Annotated in this window: 17 protein-coding genes; 16 read left to right on the top strand and 1 reads right to left on the bottom strand. The window is 42.1% G+C overall.

The genetic code is table 11. The annotated features are described in order from the left end of the window. Nucleotides 1–129 precede the first annotated feature (129 nt). Nucleotides 130–597: a transcriptional regulator gene (locus MCT08_RS13920; protein WP_274678692.1), complete on the bottom strand. Its 468-nt coding sequence runs from the start codon at nucleotides 595–597 to the stop codon at nucleotides 130–132. Nucleotides 598–1,035: 438 nt separating this feature from the next. On the opposite strand from MCT08_RS13920, the gene MCT08_RS13915 reads away from it, so the two are divergent. The 16 genes from MCT08_RS13915 to MCT08_RS13840 all read left to right on the top strand — a co-directional run bounded on the left by MCT08_RS13915 (nucleotide 1,036) and on the right by MCT08_RS13840 (nucleotide 16,173). Further along, on the top strand, nucleotides 1,036–1,233 hold the full coding sequence (locus MCT08_RS13915) for a PA3496 family putative envelope integrity protein (protein ID WP_053308938.1): 198 nt from the start codon (nucleotides 1,036–1,038) through the stop codon (nucleotides 1,231–1,233). A 160-nt stretch (nucleotides 1,234–1,393) separates the two neighbouring features. Further along, nucleotides 1,394–1,603 (top strand): DUF3283 family protein, encoded by a 210-nt coding sequence (locus MCT08_RS13910; protein ID WP_053308939.1) that lies wholly within the window; start codon nucleotides 1,394–1,396, stop codon nucleotides 1,601–1,603. Nucleotides 1,604–1,692: 89 nt separating this feature from the next. Continuing rightward, the gene (locus MCT08_RS13905) at nucleotides 1,693–2,409 is read left to right on the top strand and encodes a YebC/PmpR family DNA-binding transcriptional regulator (protein ID WP_053308940.1); all 717 of its coding nucleotides are present in this window, start codon (nucleotides 1,693–1,695) and stop codon (nucleotides 2,407–2,409) included. Between the two features lie 183 nt (nucleotides 2,410–2,592). Next, the gene (locus MCT08_RS13900) at nucleotides 2,593–3,462 is read left to right on the top strand and encodes an NAD(P)-dependent oxidoreductase (protein ID WP_053308941.1); all 870 of its coding nucleotides are present in this window, start codon (nucleotides 2,593–2,595) and stop codon (nucleotides 3,460–3,462) included. A gap of 628 nt (nucleotides 3,463–4,090) precedes the next feature. Next, nucleotides 4,091–4,354, top strand: coding sequence for an STAS domain-containing protein (locus MCT08_RS13895; RefSeq protein ID WP_053308942.1), 264 nt, complete (start codon nucleotides 4,091–4,093; stop codon nucleotides 4,352–4,354). Between the two features lie 23 nt (nucleotides 4,355–4,377). Beyond that, nucleotides 4,378–4,737 (top strand): response regulator, encoded by a 360-nt coding sequence (locus MCT08_RS13890; RefSeq protein ID WP_053308943.1) that lies wholly within the window; start codon nucleotides 4,378–4,380, stop codon nucleotides 4,735–4,737. A 60-nt stretch (nucleotides 4,738–4,797) separates the two neighbouring features. Continuing rightward, nucleotides 4,798–6,885 (top strand): chemotaxis protein CheA, encoded by a 2,088-nt coding sequence (locus MCT08_RS13885; protein WP_274678691.1) that lies wholly within the window; start codon nucleotides 4,798–4,800, stop codon nucleotides 6,883–6,885. Nucleotides 6,886–7,033: 148 nt separating this feature from the next. After that, nucleotides 7,034–7,561 (top strand): chemotaxis protein CheW, encoded by a 528-nt coding sequence (locus tag MCT08_RS13880; RefSeq protein WP_053308945.1) that lies wholly within the window; start codon nucleotides 7,034–7,036, stop codon nucleotides 7,559–7,561. Nucleotides 7,562–7,564: 3 nt separating this feature from the next. After that, on the top strand, nucleotides 7,565–8,029 hold the full coding sequence (locus MCT08_RS13875; RefSeq protein WP_274675040.1) for a chemotaxis protein CheW: 465 nt from the start codon (nucleotides 7,565–7,567) through the stop codon (nucleotides 8,027–8,029). Nucleotides 8,030–8,039: 10 nt separating this feature from the next. Continuing rightward, on the top strand, nucleotides 8,040–10,433 hold the full coding sequence (aer2, locus tag MCT08_RS13870; protein ID WP_274678690.1) for an aerotaxis transducer Aer2: 2,394 nt from the start codon (nucleotides 8,040–8,042) through the stop codon (nucleotides 10,431–10,433). Beyond that, a complete protein-coding gene (locus MCT08_RS13865) occupies nucleotides 10,418–11,272 on the top strand; it encodes a CheR family methyltransferase (RefSeq protein WP_274673005.1) in 855 nt (284 codons plus the stop codon). The genes aer2 and MCT08_RS13865 overlap by 16 nt, the downstream gene beginning before the upstream one ends. Before the next feature lie 11 nt (nucleotides 11,273–11,283). Further along, on the top strand, nucleotides 11,284–11,925 hold the full coding sequence (locus MCT08_RS13860; protein WP_274678689.1) for a chemotaxis protein CheD: 642 nt from the start codon (nucleotides 11,284–11,286) through the stop codon (nucleotides 11,923–11,925). Further along, nucleotides 11,922–12,962 (top strand): protein-glutamate methylesterase/protein-glutamine glutaminase, encoded by a 1,041-nt coding sequence (locus MCT08_RS13855; protein ID WP_274678688.1) that lies wholly within the window; start codon nucleotides 11,922–11,924, stop codon nucleotides 12,960–12,962. Before MCT08_RS13860 ends, MCT08_RS13855 begins: the two co-directional genes overlap by 4 nt. A gap of 31 nt (nucleotides 12,963–12,993) precedes the next feature. After that, the gene (locus MCT08_RS13850) at nucleotides 12,994–14,169 is read left to right on the top strand and encodes a methyl-accepting chemotaxis protein (protein WP_053308951.1); all 1,176 of its coding nucleotides are present in this window, start codon (nucleotides 12,994–12,996) and stop codon (nucleotides 14,167–14,169) included. 11 nt (nucleotides 14,170–14,180) lie between these two features. Continuing rightward, nucleotides 14,181–14,480 carry an STAS domain-containing protein gene (locus tag MCT08_RS13845; protein ID WP_053308952.1) on the top strand — a complete coding sequence of 100 codons (300 nt, stop codon included), beginning with the start codon at nucleotides 14,181–14,183 and terminating at the stop codon, nucleotides 14,478–14,480. A 19-nt stretch (nucleotides 14,481–14,499) separates the two neighbouring features. After that, entirely contained in the window at nucleotides 14,500–16,173 is a 1,674-nt protein-coding gene (locus MCT08_RS13840; RefSeq protein ID WP_274678687.1) for an ATP-binding SpoIIE family protein phosphatase, read from the top strand. The last annotated feature ends 77 nt before the right edge of the window (nucleotides 16,174–16,250 follow it).

The following is a 16,250-nucleotide window of genomic DNA, read 5'->3' as shown; positions in this document are numbered from 1 at the left end:
CAACCTTTTCCCTATCTGATTGATAGATTGGCTCATATTGTTACATTCTGAATAGATTCGCGAGTTCTTTTGAGCTCGCTTTTTTTTGCCCAAATTCCACGCATGGAAACATGATCAAGGTTAATTATCTTAATGGACCAAAATGGTATGCAGGCCTTGATCATCATTCCAAGAAAGTGACGCCATAAAGCTAACATGCGCATCAATTAAGCCTGAAGCGATAGCGTGCCATTGAGTTTGATCTTGCTGCTGACAAAATTCGAGAGAAAGAACGATAAGATGTTGCAGCCGTTTCATGCACCAAACTTTGATAATTAAGTCGGTTAACGGATCGGCACTTGTCTGCTGTAGTTTGGCGTAAGCAAACTGTAAATATTGAAAGGCAGCATCTGGTTGATTGGTTTGCTGGTGTTGAAATAAACGTAGACAACCATCCAAAAAGTAAGCAATTGCTTTACTTTGATTGTTATTGAGATCTGGCCCAAATACACTCCTTGGGACATCGATAAGTAGCTGTTCAAGCGCTTGCCATTGAGTATCGTTTCGTTGCTGATGAAGCGCTTCCATTGCATGTAACCAAATCAATAACCTTGACATCATCACTCCTTCCAATCGCTTAGATTGACTATCCATTTGTAAACAAAACTTCTTTGTATATCTCTTCCCTATTTGAAGTTGCAGTGGTGTTGGTTACGGTTGCTCACCCCAATCACTTGCCACCTATCGGTAACTTCAAGTTGCTTAGGTATAGTTTGGTTTAGTTTTGAGTATTTATCTATATGGGGAAATGGCTTGAGAGTTAGGTTGAATAGGGACTGGAGAGCTAAAATGAGAGCTGGATCAGAACACATTTTTTAGGGTAATTTCTTAAATGTACTTCTACACTGATAGTTGAGCAAAGGATAAGTGAGGGATTTATTAATTAGATTCCAGAAACCCTAGCGCCAATCACATTATGAACTAAATGTTCTTAACAACAATCGGTCCCTTTGCTAAAGATTACGTGTCCCTTACATGGTTTGTTCGGAGGTAACAATGTCCATTAATTCTATTAACCATGACGAAATGACAGATATTGCAAGTAAGTGGGACTTCACGGAAGAAGTAGAAACTCAAAAACCGGTTAAAAACCTTAAATCAGCCGAAGCTCGCCGCCGCATTGAAGCATTGAGAGAGATTCGCGAAAGTGGTTTAACCATTGAGGAAGCAAAGGAGCTAGGTATACTTCACTAACGTGTTCCCCACGATTAAATTCACAAGGGTGGTCTTGGTACCACCCTTTGTATTTTCGTTTTTCTTGATTTCATACCGACAAAACGCACATTTCTACTCTTAATTTTCCCATTTCCTATGCTATATTTCGTGCCACGTATTTACTGATCTAGGCTAACTCATGTCCTTCAACCTTTCTTTACTGCCTGCTGATGAAAAAAATAAAGTGGAACTTGATAAGCAAGCCTCATTTTTAATTTGGAAACTTAAGCAGGGTAAAGCTGGGCCAGAGGAAATCACGAAACAGCAATCAAAGATTGCCAGTGAGACAGAGAAAGAGTGGTTTTTGCAGTCGGTGAACAAATACAAAAGAGTGATGGGCGTTGCGTAGCGTTCATGTCTTTGCTAAGTGGTGAATTGAAATGATCCCACTTTTTGCTAAAATCCCTCGCATAAAATTGAATTAGAGAGATCATCCCGATGGGAAGAAGTTTTGAAGTGCGCAAAGCCTCAATGGCGAAAACTCAAGGCGCAAAAATTAAAGTTTATTCCAAATACGGTAAAGAAATTTACATGTGTGCGAAAAATGGTGGTTCAGACCCAGACATGAATTTGTCTTTGCGTCACCTGATCACCAAGGCGAAAAAAGACCAAGTACCAGCTCACGTTATCGATAAAGCGCTAGACAAAGCTGCTGGCGGTGGCGGTGAAGATTACCAACCAGCTCGTTACGAAGGTTTTGGCCCTGGTGGTTCAAGCGTTATTGTTGATTGCTTGACTGACAACGGTAACCGTACTTTCCAAGATGTTCGCCAATGCTTTGTTAAGACTGGTGCAAAAATCGGTACTCCAGGTACTGTTGCGCACATGTTCGATCATCAAGCGGTATTTCAGTTTAAAGGTGATGATGAAGATTCTATCCTTGAAGCACTGATGATGGATGATGTTGACGTAACGGATGTAGAACTTGAAGATGGTGTTATCACGGTATTCGCGCCACACACTGAATTCTTCAAAGTAAAAACATCTTTGAACACGCAATTTCCTGATATCACTTTGGATGTGGAAGAGATTACTTTTGTACCTCAAACCCATACTCCAGTTACCGGTGATGATGCTGAGAAGTTCCAGAAGTTCTTAGATATGCTAGATGATTGTGATGACGTTCAGCAGGTTTACCATAACGCTGAGTTGTAATTTCATCAAAACCATATAAACCGAGCTACTAGCTCGGTTTTTTTATCTTTGCCGTGCAAAGCATGTATGTTTCTCGTCCTTATCCCTACTAAAAACAGGTATAACGAGAAGGTTATTGTCATAGATATAATGCATGCAATCCCGAAACTAGGGCAGACGCGTTGCTAATATAAGGAGAAAACAATGAAAGTGAGTTTTATTGGTCTAGGGGTCATGGGTTTTCCTATGGCGGGGCATCTGCAAGCTACGGGGTTTGATGTCACGGTTTATAACCGCACACATTCCAAAGCGCAGCAGTGGGTTGAAAAATACCAAGGCAAGCTTGCTGATAATGTAATCGATTGTGTTAAAGATGCCGATATTGTGCTGACTTGCGTGGGTAATGACGACGACGTTCGCAGTATGACGACCAGCCCATCAGGTGCGATTGCAGCAATGAAGCCTGGCTCGATTTTGGTTGATCACACCACCACATCGGCATTGCTTGCTGAAGAGCTAGACAAGGCATCTGTAGCCGCTGGCATTCGTTTTATGGATGCTCCGGTATCTGGTGGACAAGCTGGCGCTGAAAATGGTGTATTGACAATTATGTGCGGTGGAGACCAGGCTCTCTTCGATACGCTGCAACCTATTTTTGCCGCTTATGGTAAATCATCGGTACTGATGGGGAGAGTAGGGCAAGGTCAGCGCGCAAAAATGGTCAATCAGATATGCATTGCAGGGGTATTAAATGGTTTGTCTGAAGGACTTATTTTGGCGGAAAAGTCTGGGTTAGATATTGCTACTTTAGTGGATTGCTTAAAAAATGGTGCGGCAGGTTCATGGCAGATGGAAAATCGTGCGGTGAATATGTCAATGGGCAAATTTGATTATGGATTCGCCATTGATTGGATGATTAAAGACTTAGGTTTTTGCCTTGATGAAGCACAGCGCCAAGGAGTGAAACTACCAATGACAGAGAATACGATCCAAGCTTATCAATCTCTATCCGCTCAAGGTGATGGAAGAATGGATACTTCAGTGCTCATTAAAGCGATAAAGCAGCACGCTTAAAACTTTCAGCACAAATAAAAAGCCCTTGATTGGTCTTTAGGGGCTTTTTTATAACACATTGATATACCTTTCCTACTTGAAGTTGCTGCGGTGTTGCTACGTTCGTTTACTCCAATCACATAGTTTATCTATGCTCATGGGGATGAACTCACTTGTTACCTATCTGCGACTTCAAGTTGTTTGGGTATAGTGTAAATATCAACAATATTAGTATTCGTTTCCAGCCTGAACCAGCATATTTTCGTTGAATCATTCCAAACTAATCTTGTGAATAGTATTTAAGTTATTTGCTAACGTTGGGTAACATAAACACCCACCTACCGATGTTTATATTCTTTAAAATTATAGCTTTTCACCTCAAAAATGTTGGATCATAAATAAAGTTTACACTGTAAATAATTTATTGAAATGAAGTTCCCCAAGTCATGTTTCATATTATTTTTAGTCTTACTATCTCTGATTAAAAATTTTAATTATTAATGAGTTACAACTTTTTTCTGTATTGTTTGCTTTTTTATCTTCTCTTTTTGTTGTTATGCAGCCGCTTGCTAATTAAGTATTACCTTCTACACTCAAAATCAGGCTTAAAACAAAATAATTAGAAAAATAATAATACATAAGGGTTGGTATGGATTTAACGTTGGCTGAGTCTTTGGAAATTTCAACGGTGTTGGATTCCAAAGCTCAATACCTAGAATGGCTTAAACAAAATTCCCCTCTGCGCATTGATGCCTCTCTCGTGGCACATGTTGATGCCGCAGGAATTCAATTACTCGCTTCATTCTTTATGACAGCGAGGCATGCCAACATCGATATCAGCTTAGTAAACGCAACAAATACACTCACTGAAGGGATTACAGTGCTGGCTTTAGAAGGCCTGTTCGCAGAGTAATCGGGTTTTGTAAGGAAAAATCTATGACAAAGATTCTCGCTGTTGACGATTCTGTTTCAATCCGCCAAATGCTTAGTCACACATTGAAAGATGCGGGCTATGAGGTTGAAACAGCCAATGATGGAAGTGATGCGTTGCGCAAGGCGCAGCAGACAAAGTTTGACGTTGTTATCTCTGACGTCAACATGCCCATTATGGGCGGGTTTGATTTGGTAAGAGCAATAAGAGGGAAACCACAGTACAAATTCATCCCCATTTTAATGCTAACGACTGAAACCAGTATGGAAAAAAAGCAAGAGGGAAAATCAGCAGGAGCAACGGGGTGGTTGGTCAAGCCATTTAACCCTGACACTTTATTAAAAACACTGAAACGCGTTATTTAAAAATAGAACCATATAAAAAAATACCATCATAAATAACAATATCAATTGGCAGGAATATCTATGGCTCTAGACATGGAAATGTTGCGCAAGATGTTTTACGAAGAATGTCGTGAAAATCTTGAAGTACTTGAAAGTGTACTACTTAACCTTGATCCTCTCGAGGTTGACAGCGAGACCATTAATACTATTTTTCGTGCCGCTCATTCGATAAAAGGTGGAGCCGCTACGTTTAACTTACTTGATATCAGTGAGTTCACTCACTCGGTTGAAGCGTATTTGGATCTGGTGCGAAATGAACAAGCAACGTTAACTGCTCAAAGTGTTGATATTCTCCTTAAAGGTGGCGATTGCATCCGAAACATGCTCGAAGGACACGAAAGTGGTATCGATGTTGATCATGATCTTAAACAAAAAGTTAGTCTGTCTTTGCAAACGTTATTGTCGGGAAATAATGAAGAGCAAGTACTGGATAATGATCAGCACCAAAACGCTGAATTAAAGAGCCCTCTCGAAAGTCATAACGCAAACACCCGTTGGGAGATCGTCTTTTCGCCTCATCAAGAACTGTTTTTTAGCGGTAATGATCCATTGAGACTCTTACGCGAACTCAAAGAACTCGATGAGCAATGCATTATAGAGGTTCAGCAAGATACTCTTCCCGAGCTTGCTGAAATCGAGGCTGAACTTTGCTATTTAGGTTGGACGATTACCTTAAATGGTGGCATTGATGAAAACGATATTCGTGAGATTTTCGAATGGGTTGAAGATCAATGTGACTTGGCGATTTCACGGCTAGAGATCGGCGTTCAAATGACACCTCCTCATGCAGATCAACCGACAGTAGAATCGAGCAATAGGCAGGAAGACGTCTTATCTGTTGTGACGATACCAACTTCTGACCTTTCTCCTAAAGCAACTAAAGCGGCGAAACCCGAATCGAGTGTTAGCTCAATTCGGGTTGATATCGATAAAGTTGATAGCTTAATTAACCTGGTGGGGGAGTTAGTCATTACGCAATCAATGCTGACTGAAATTGGTAATGATTTCAGTATGGATAAGCTGGAAAAACTTAAAGCTGGCCTCGCTCAACTGCTGCAAAATAGTAAAGATCTACAAGAAAATGTACTCAATATCAGAATGTTACCCATGAGTTTTGCTTTTAGCCGTTTTCCTCGCTTAGTTCGAGATTTGTGCGGTCGGCTTGAAAAGAAAGTTGAACTGAATATTGTCGGAGAAAACACCGAGTTAGATAAAACGGTATTGGAACGCATTGTTGATCCACTAGTACACCTAGTGCGAAATGGCATTGATCATGGTATTGAACAGCCGCAAATTCGCCTTGATCAAGGCAAGGCGGAAACCGGTACGATAGAACTCCATGCTTACCATCAAGGTGGTTCAATTATTGTTGAAGTAAAAGATGATGGTGCAGGTATTGATTGTGAAAGAATATGGCAAAAAGCCATAGAAAAAGGTGTGCTTCCTAAAGACTCTCGGCGTGAAGACATCTCTGATAAACAGATACTTAACCTCATTTTCGCCCCCGGTTTTTCAACAGCAGAGCAAGTTTCAGATATCTCTGGTCGAGGTGTCGGCATGGATGTGGTGAAACGAAACATTGAAGAGCTCGGTGGCCATATTGAAGTGGAATCAACGCTTGGTAAAGGCAGTCATTTCACCATTAGCTTACCGCTCACCTTAGCCATTTTGGATGGGCAATTGGTTAAAGTAGGCGGTGAAGTTTATATCATTCCTCTTCTGACGATCATCGAATCTATTCAAATTAATCATGCCAACATCAAATATGCCGCTGGTGGGGTTGAACTGTACCGCTTACGGGAAGAAAACATCCCTATCTTACGTCTGCAAGATGAGCTTGAGATGGGGGAAAGTGGAGAGTTAAGCGATAGGATTATTTGCTTTGTCGAGGCGGCAGGCAACCGAGTCGGGCTATTGGTCGATGAGTTATTGGATCAGCAGCAAGTTGTGATTAAAAGCTTAGATTCCAACTACAGCAAAGTATCCGGTATCTCGGGCGCTACGATTTTAGGCGACGGCTCAGTTTCTCTGATATTAGATATTCAAGGTTTAATTTCAGCGTACTCAAATCGCCGTTCAAATCCCTCATCCAAAATTATTGCAGCCTAATATACCCAAACAACTTGAAGTTGCAGGTAGGCGGCAAGTGAGTTCATCCCCATGAGCATAGATAAACTATGTGATTGGGGTGAGCGAATGTAGCCAACACCGCTGCAACTTCAAGTAGGAAGGGTATAAAGATGAAAAGGAAGAAGGAATGGAAGCAGAATATTCATCAACTCATCAAAAGACGGCTCAAGCGCAAAGCGTGTTGAATGCATTGTATGAAGAACGCAGCAGCGCCGCTGATTTTCTAAGTTTCCATCTTGCTAAAGAACTTTATGGCGTCGCCATTCAGGATGTGGAAGAGATTAGAGTATGGGAACAACCCACGCCAATTCCTCATGCTCCTGAATTTGTCAAAGGGGTCATCAATATGCGGGGAATGATCGTGCCTATTATTGATCTACGTATTCGCTTTGGGGTGTCACCTTGTGAGTACTTACCAACTACTGTCGTATTGGTATTGCACTGTCAGCAAGAAGAACAACAAAGAGTGATGGGTTTGGTTGTCGACGCTGTGAGTGATGTGATTGCTCAAGGTGAGAATGTGCTCTTTCCTGCGATTGGTGAAACTACCGCGGCGTCTTACTTACTGGGTTTACTCAATGTTGGTGATGAGGTGATGTCACTGCTTGATACCTATGAGCTTCTTGATATGCAGCGCATTTTAGGTGGGGAGTAGCTTATGCCGACACAAGAATTTCTCAGTTTTGTGCTTGACGGTGATGAGTACGCGGTACCAATTTTGGACGTACGTGAGGTTCGAGGTTGGAATGACGTTCGTGCGGTACCCAATGCCCCCGACTATTTGCTTGGGTTGCTTGATATCCGCGGTGAATACGTTCCGATTGTTGACTTGCGGTTACGTTTTCATTTGTCACCTGCACAAATAGGCGCCACAACGGTTGTCATTGTCCTCAATGATAGTCACAACAATCCATTAGGGGTCATTGTCGATGGTGTTTCCGAGGTTTATGACCTGAGTTTAGAGCAAATTAAACCAGTCCCAGCCTTATCGTCATCGGTCGATCAGTGTTTTATGAAAGGGATCGCCTCTGTAGCCAATGGTCATTTGATCTTAATTAATATCGAGGCCCTTTTTGATGTAACAGGGCTAAACCAGACGTTTGTAGAAGAAGCTATTATGTGAGGGAATACTCATGGCATTTTGGAATAGAAAATCAGCAACCACAACGCAATTTGTTCCACCAGTAAATGATCCGCTAGTCGATGAAAATGAAGGGATGTCAAACCAGCAACTTCTCTCTGCACTCAATGCGGCAAAAACCGCATTGATGATGATTGATAGAGATTTTCAAATAACCTATCTCAATAAACAATCATTGACTTTGCTTAAACAGCATGAAGCTCTGTTTCAAAGTGTTTGGCCTGGCTTTCGAGCTGACGAATCATTTTTAATGGGTTATTGCATTGATGGTTTTCATGTTAACCCACAGCACCAACGTCAAATGCTCTCTACACCGGCAAACCTACCGTTTACGACCGTCATTGATATTAAAGGGGTGAAAATCGAACTTAACGTTGGGGCGATCATCGATGAAAATGGGGCTTATACTGGCAATACATTAGAGTGGCGAGATGTCACCGCCATACGACGGCAAGAAGATGAAGTGGCGCGTTTGCGCGCCGCGGTTGACCAGGCTCAAACCGCGATGGTTATGATCGATCGTGACCTTCTTATTACCTACATTAACCAACAAACATTGGCATTATTTGCGAAGCATGAAAGCACCATGCGCACCGTTTGGTCAGGCTTTACTGCTTCTGCTGAATGGTTGTTAGGGCGCTGTATTGATGAGTTCCACCAACACCCTGCGCATCAACGAAAATTGCTCAGCGACCCTACTAATTTGCCTTACAGCACGGACATTTCGATTGGTGATCTCAAAATTGAACTAAACGTTGCGGCAATTCATGACTTAAATGGCCAGTACATTGGCAATACATTGGAGTGGCGAGACGTCACAGAGGAGCGAGCTAAAGAGCAACAAATTGGTCGCTTGGCGTCTGCCGTCGAGGGTATGACCACCAACCTGATGATGGCGGATAAAAATGGCATTATTCAGTATCTCAATCCATCGTTATCTAAGTTGATGCACAGCCGAGAAAGCGATTTACGTAAAGTATTATCGAGCTTTGATGCCAGTAACCTAGTAGGAAAGAACATTGATGTGTTCCATAAAAATCCGGGCCACCAGCGCAGCATTATTTCAGACCCAGATCGCCTGCCATTTTCATCGAATATTAAAGTGGGAACATTAGAATTTAACTTAACTTGTATCGCGATGCGTAATAGCAAGGGTGAGTATATTGGTCCGGCATTGCAGTGGGTCGATATTACCGAGCAGCAAGACGGCCAGCGCCAAGTTGAAAGCTTGATACAAAAGGCGATTGCTGGCGAGCTGAATGAGCGAATCGATACCACAGTATACAGTGGGTTCATGCGTGAATTAGGCGAAGGAATCAATAATTTACTTGATACACTCGTGGCACCTCTAGGCCAATGTATTGATGTGATGAGTAAAGTGGCGGAAGGTGACCTTAATACCAAAATGGAAGAAGGCAGCCAAGGTGAGTTTGGTCGTCTTACTGATGCAGTCAATACGTCCATTACCAATTTACGCGATATGGTCGATAAAATTACGGTTTCGTCTGCGCGTGTCGCGACAGCATCAACTGAAATTGCCGATGGTAATAATGATTTAAGCCAGCGAGTAGAAGCACAAGCTTCGAACCTAGAACAAACCGCCGCTAGCATGGAAGAGATGACCGCAACTGTTCGTCAAAACGCCGATAATGCCAAAGGCGCGAATGAATTAGCTGATGATGCCGCCAAAAAAGCAGGCAAAGGTGGGGAAGTGGTTGGCGAAGCGATCTCTGCGATGGCTGAAATTAACAATGCCAGTAAAAAGATTGCAGACATTATTGGTGTGATAGATGAAATTGCCTTCCAGACAAACTTACTCGCCCTAAATGCCGCCGTTGAAGCAGCGCGAGCTGGAGAGCAAGGCCGTGGTTTTGCAGTTGTGGCAGGAGAAGTGCGTAACTTAGCGCAGCGCAGTGCAGCAGCAGCCAAAGAAATTAAAGGGCTTATCAAAGACAGTGTTGAGAAGGTCGAAGAAGGTTCGCGTTTGGTGGATGAATCTGGTGCGACATTGAAAGAAATTGTCGATGCTGTAGCGCGAGTTTCTGATCTTATTGCCCAAATAGCCTCTTCTAGTATTGAACAGTCAACCGGTATTGATGAAATTAATCGAGCTGTCTCCGCAATGGATGAGATGACACAGCAAAATGCTTCCCTAGTTGAACAAACGTCGGCAGCAAGCCAGTCATTGAAAGATGAAGGTAAAGAGCTGCTCAACTTAATGAATTACTTTGCGACAGATAGCAATATCACCACTTTCGAATCGAAAAAGCCGCATAGAGTTGCCCAAACCACTAAAGCGAATGTGAGTGATATCCGATCACCAACCAAAGTGGTTAATTCAACGCTCAATCTTGCTGAGGACGGAGATGAATGGGAAGAATTCTAACCGGTGCCACTGCGATGAATATTAACCAAGAGTTTGAGTTAACAGATAGCGACTTCAAATTCATTCAGTGGTTCATGCATAAAACGGTGGGTATTTATCTCTCAGACGCTAAGCGAGCCATGGTTTATGGGCGGATCAGTCGTCAGATGCGCAAACGTGGTGTGCAACGGTTTAGTGATTATAAGCAGCTTATTGAGCAAAATGAACAAGAGCGTATTCACTTTATTAATACACTGACGACTAATAAAACACAGTTTTTCCGTGAGTATCATCATTTTGAGTTCTTAGAAAAAGTGTTATTAGCAGAGTGGAAAGCTCAACAGGTTAGTCATCCTAAAATTTGGTCAGCAGGGTGTTCAACTGGTGAAGAACCGTACAGCTTTATTGCATCACTTTATTGCTCAGGTTTATTTGATTTTGCCCAGGATGTCGATATTTATGCGACCGATTTAGATACTCAAGTGTTGGCGCATGCGCAAGCTGGAATTTATTCAGCTGAAGCAGCCGCGACAATCCCGGAACCGTATTTAAAAAAGTGCTTTTTAAAAGGCGTCGGTGCGCAGCATGGGAAGATGAAGATAGCCAGTAAATTACAAAGCTATGTTCATTTTCAGCAACTTAATTTGTTATCTCGATGGACAGTACCTAATAACCTAGACCTGATTTCATGCCGTAATGTCATGATTTATTTTGATAAACCTACGCAGGAGGCCTTGATTAAACGATTTTATGATTGGCTAAAACCTAATGGGGTTTTACTTCTTGGTCACTCAGAAAGTGTCGGGCGATGTGCTGATCTATTCCATCATCTTGGCCACACCATTTATGTGAAGCTATAAGGTAATTAAACATGGCATCGTCAGCGATTCACTCTACAGAGGATAACCGACATTTTAATCGGTTCCACCACCCACAAAAGAATGTGGATTGGGTGAAAGTGCTGCCCGGAGGTATCTACTGCACTAACCGTCAAGAAATTATCTGTACTGGTTTGGGATCGTGCGTGGCAGCGTGTATATGGGACCCTGAAGCGAAAGTTGGAGGAATGAACCATTTCCTATTGCCATTTGATAATTATTCACAAATTGACCATTGGAAACCAGATGAAGTTGCATCAACGGCTTCAAGATATGGCTGTTATGCCATGGAATTACTGATTAACCAATTAATCAAAATGGGGGCTGATCGTCAGCGATTAAGAGTTAAATTATTTGGTGGTGCTCAAATGCTCGGTTTGAAGATTATGATTGGTCAAAAAAACATCGACTTTATAACCAGTTATGCAAAACAAGAACAGCTCATTGTTGCAGCGAAAGACCTAGGTGGCAGTGAACCAAGAAAAGTGATGTTTGATCCATTAACAGGCAGAGCGTGGTTGAAAAGGATTCCATTTAGTGACGCTATTTTGCTCAGTAATCAAGAAAAGAGGTATGCCACACAGTTGGAACGTGAAACTCATAACAAACAGAATGATGTGGAGTTATTTGAATGAGTAAGAAGATCAAAGTGTTGGTCGTAGATGATTCCCCTGTTTTCAGAGCCTTATTATCTGAGTTGATCAATGCAGACCCGATACTGGAAGTCGTTGCAATGGCAGAAGATCCTTATCAGGCAAGAGAGCTGATAAAAAAGCATAACCCCGACGTGCTGACGTTAGATATTGAAATGCCAAAAATGAACGGTGTGCAGTTTTTAAAAAATTTGATGCGCTTGAGGCCGATGCCTGTGGTGATGATCTCAACACTCGCACAGCACGGGGCTGAAGCTACTTTAGAAGCTTTGGAGGCGGGAGCTGTCGATTATTTTCCCAAACCCGCCATTGAAAATACGGCTGAAATGGTCAGCTATAAACAACTGGTGAATGAAAAGCTCAAAATAGCCGCAGGTGCAAACATCGTTCAGCCAAATCACCATGCAAATGTCACTGAAAAATTGGTCGGCAGCCACGCACAGACTGCTTACCAATTGATTGCGATTGGTGCGTCTACTGGGGGAACGGAGGCTGTGAAAAACGTATTGTCTGCATTGCCATCCGGCTTACCGCCGATAGTGATTACTCAGCATATTAGCGCAATGTTTACTCGCCCATTTGCTGAACGTTTAAACAAAAACAGCGCAATTGAGGTTCGTGAGCTTTCTACTCATCAGGCGCCATTGGTCAATGGGTGTGCTTACCTTGCCCCTGGAGATAAACATTTAATTGTAATTAAAAAAGGAGCCCATCTTTATTGTCAGCTTGATGATCGCCCTGCGGTAAATCGGCATAAGCCTTCTGTTGACGTCATGTTTGACGCTGTTGCTGAAGTGGTTGGTGATAAAGCGATCGGCGTTCTCTTGACTGGAATGGGTAAAGATGGAGCGCAAGGTATGTTAAAGATGAAACAACATGGTGCTTTTACTATCGCTCAGGACGAACAGAGTTCCATTGTATGGGGAATGCCAAAAGCGGCGGTTGATATCGGTGCTGTTCAGCATATCAAAGCACTGAGTGCGATTCCTCAATGGATATGTGATGAGCTTTATCCGTAATTGGTAAACATTTACTTTCAAGGAATGGGCAATGAGTAATAGAACAATCACCCAGAAAGCAAAATACATATTGGCTTTAGTTGTGCAGATAAGCGCATTGTTAGTTGCTATGTTTTATTCTGATTTGAGTTGGCACATTGGTGTATGGATTCTTGCGGCATTTATTCCTTGGTTTATCTTGCCGCTAAGCCTTAAAAGTAACAGCAAACTTTCGTCATCATCCCCCACAGTTCAAGGAAATACTTCCCTTGATTCAATGAAATATATCCAACAAATAGAGCAGTTATTTACTGAGACATTACCGAAAGTCAGTGAACCTTTGGCGATGCAACGCACTGTTATTGATGAATCTATCGAAACTCTCAATGACAGTTTTTTCGGTTTGCAAAGTGTCAGTGAAAAGCAAAGTTTAATCTCTAGTACATTGGTTAACAATTTACTTGCTAACCAAGGCAGTGAATATGATTTAACCACAGTTTTACCACGTACTGAGGCGATAATTGATAATTTTGTACAAACGCTAATTGATATTTCTGAGAAAAGTATTTCCGCGGTACACAGTATCCATGATATGTCCGAAAAACTCGATACGGTGTTTAAATTATTGGCGCAAGTACGAGGTTTATCAGAGCAAACGAACCTACTAGCACTTAATGCAGCGATAGAGGCGGCAAGGGCAGGGGAGGCAGGGCGAGGGTTTGCTGTTGTTGCTCAAGAGGTTCGTGAACTGTCGGTAAAAGCTCGAGATCTTAATGGAAAAATAGAATCGGAAATTAATGTGGCACTACAAACGGTTCAACAAGCAAACCAAACGGTTGGTGATATGGCCTCGATAGATATGACTCATGTCATTGAATCTAAAGAAAAAGTAGATCACATGCTGCGTGGTGTACAACAAATAAATACCGAAATTGAACAAGAAGTACAAAAGATTCAAGAGTTAGGATATGAGTTAACAACGCAAGTGGGAAATGGTGTTCGCTCACTCCAGTTTGCGGACATAGTTGTGCAGCAAGGTGAGTATGCGCAAACATCGATCATGTATATGCAAGAAGCTATCGAGCTTTTGAAAGCGGTCCACAGTCAGAATATGTCTAAAGACTTATTGGCTGAACAGCTTCAGCAATTGACGGAACGATTGCGCAACCGAAATGCACCAGCTGCCAACCAAACCAGTATGGATGAAGGTGATGTTGAGCTGTTTTAGGAGAAAAGTACATGAGTATTGAAAGCGAAGTGGATAACAACACCAAACATATCACCATTGCAATAGAAGGTGCTTTTGGATTTGGTTTAGTAAAAGATTTTCGTAGTAGTTATTCCCCCTACCGAGATTATCGATTCACCATTGATTTGCGTAAAGTCGATTACATTGATAGCGCTGGCCTTGGCATGTTACTGAATATGCATAAATATCTTGAACAGAGTGATGGGATGATCCGCATTATAAACACCTTACCTCAAGTCAAGAAAATTTTGCTTATTTCGCGGTTTGATAAAAAGTTTTCTATTGAATAAAACTTAAAAGGAGCAGGTTATGCGAGTAATGATCGTTGATGACCATGCGACGAATAGAGAACTGTGTCGATTTATCTTGTCTCATATCGTCGAGCATATCGATACCTTTGAAAATGGCGAGGGTGTCGTTGAGGCAATGCTAGCAATGGACGAGTTGCCTGACATTATTTTGCTTGATGTAATGATGCCAATTAAGAACGGCTTTGCAACGGCCAAGGAGATACGCCAAGCATTTCCTTACCACCATATCCCGATCATTTTCCTGACTGTCTTAGACGACCACGATTCTTATGAACGTTGCTTATCTCTAGGTGATGATTTTATTCTGAAACCGGTTGAGCGGAGTGTGTTGATTGCAAAAGTTCAAGCACACTACCGCATTGTAAAAATGCATAATGAAGTCACCTTGCAAAGAGATGAACTCCATCATTTTAATGAGCAGGTGCAATATGACTACGCTATTGCCGAGTCCATTTTTACTAACCTAATGGATGAGATGAGCACCAAGGTGAGTAACATTTATGGGATAAATTATATCTCGACACCTTCTACTATTTTTAATGGTGATCTCATTGTCGTAGCAAATCGACCATACGGCGGTGTGTATGTGATGGTTGCGGATGCTACCGGGCATGGTTTGCCTGCCGCTATATCAACCATTCCTGCGACACGAACTTTTTTTACTATGACAGAGAAAGGGATGTCGCTTGGAGAAATTGTCGAAGAAGTGAATAATGCGCTCGTGAAATTTCTGCCGATAGGCATGATGCTTGCCGCTAGTGTGTTTGAGATTAGAGCGAATGGATTAGAAGTATCATGGTGGGGAGGGGGATTACCTGATGGTTATTTGCTCGACAGTGACGGACAAATTGTTCGACGCTTAGTCTCTTCACATATGCCATTGGGAGTGCTTGAACCTGATGAATTCGAAGTGAATTTGGTGCATTTTAAGCTAGAACCTAATCAAAGAATTATTTGTTATACCGATGGTATTACCGAAGCGATGAACGAAAAAGGAGAGCAGTTTGGCCAGCAACGTTTAGAGCGAGTGTTACAAAGAAGTCGCCAAGATCTTATCGCAGATCTGTATGAGGAAGTGCGTCAATTTGCCAATCGGGGACGTGGTGATGATTTGTCGATCCTTTCTATGACCTTTCCTATCACAAATCGTAATGATGTGCTTGCGCCGCAGAAGAAAACGGTCCTTTGCTCTATTCCAATGCAAAGTCATTTGCATTTTCCCGCCTGTATCCTCAAAAAGACAGCGATCATGAATGAAGTTCGCAATATTATGCGAGGCATTGTCAGCAGTGGTGCTCATCTTGATTTAGCCTGTTCTGTACTTTCTGAGTTGTTCGCTAATGCCATTGAGCATGGCCTACTGAAATTGGACTCTGCATTAAAGGATGACCCGGAAGGGTTCTTTGCTTTTTATGAGCTACGAGAGAAGCGAATGAGCGAGTTGGATGAAAGTTATTGGGTTAATTTGGATGTGGACTACGACCCTGATCGCTCGCAAGTGACTTTTTTACTTGAGCATAATGGTGATGGGTTTGATTATAAGAACCTAGTTGACCAGAATAACGATAAAACGCATGGTCGAGGAGTGATACTAGTGTCTGAGCTTTGTGAATCATTTGAATACTCAAAACATGGACGATGTGTGAAGGCTATTTATTCACTCAACGCGTAGTAGAATACGCTATCAAGCATGCCAATGAATAGTTACAAAGTGACTTATTACATATCAAAAGTGCCCATTTATCTCAA

This window comes from Vibrio aestuarianus (assembly GCF_028858425.1).
In the GTDB taxonomy this organism is placed as follows: Bacteria; Pseudomonadota; Gammaproteobacteria; order Enterobacterales; family Vibrionaceae; genus Vibrio; species Vibrio aestuarianus.
Note: the sequence above shows the minus strand (reverse complement) of the source record. Positions and strands in the feature narration are given on the sequence as shown.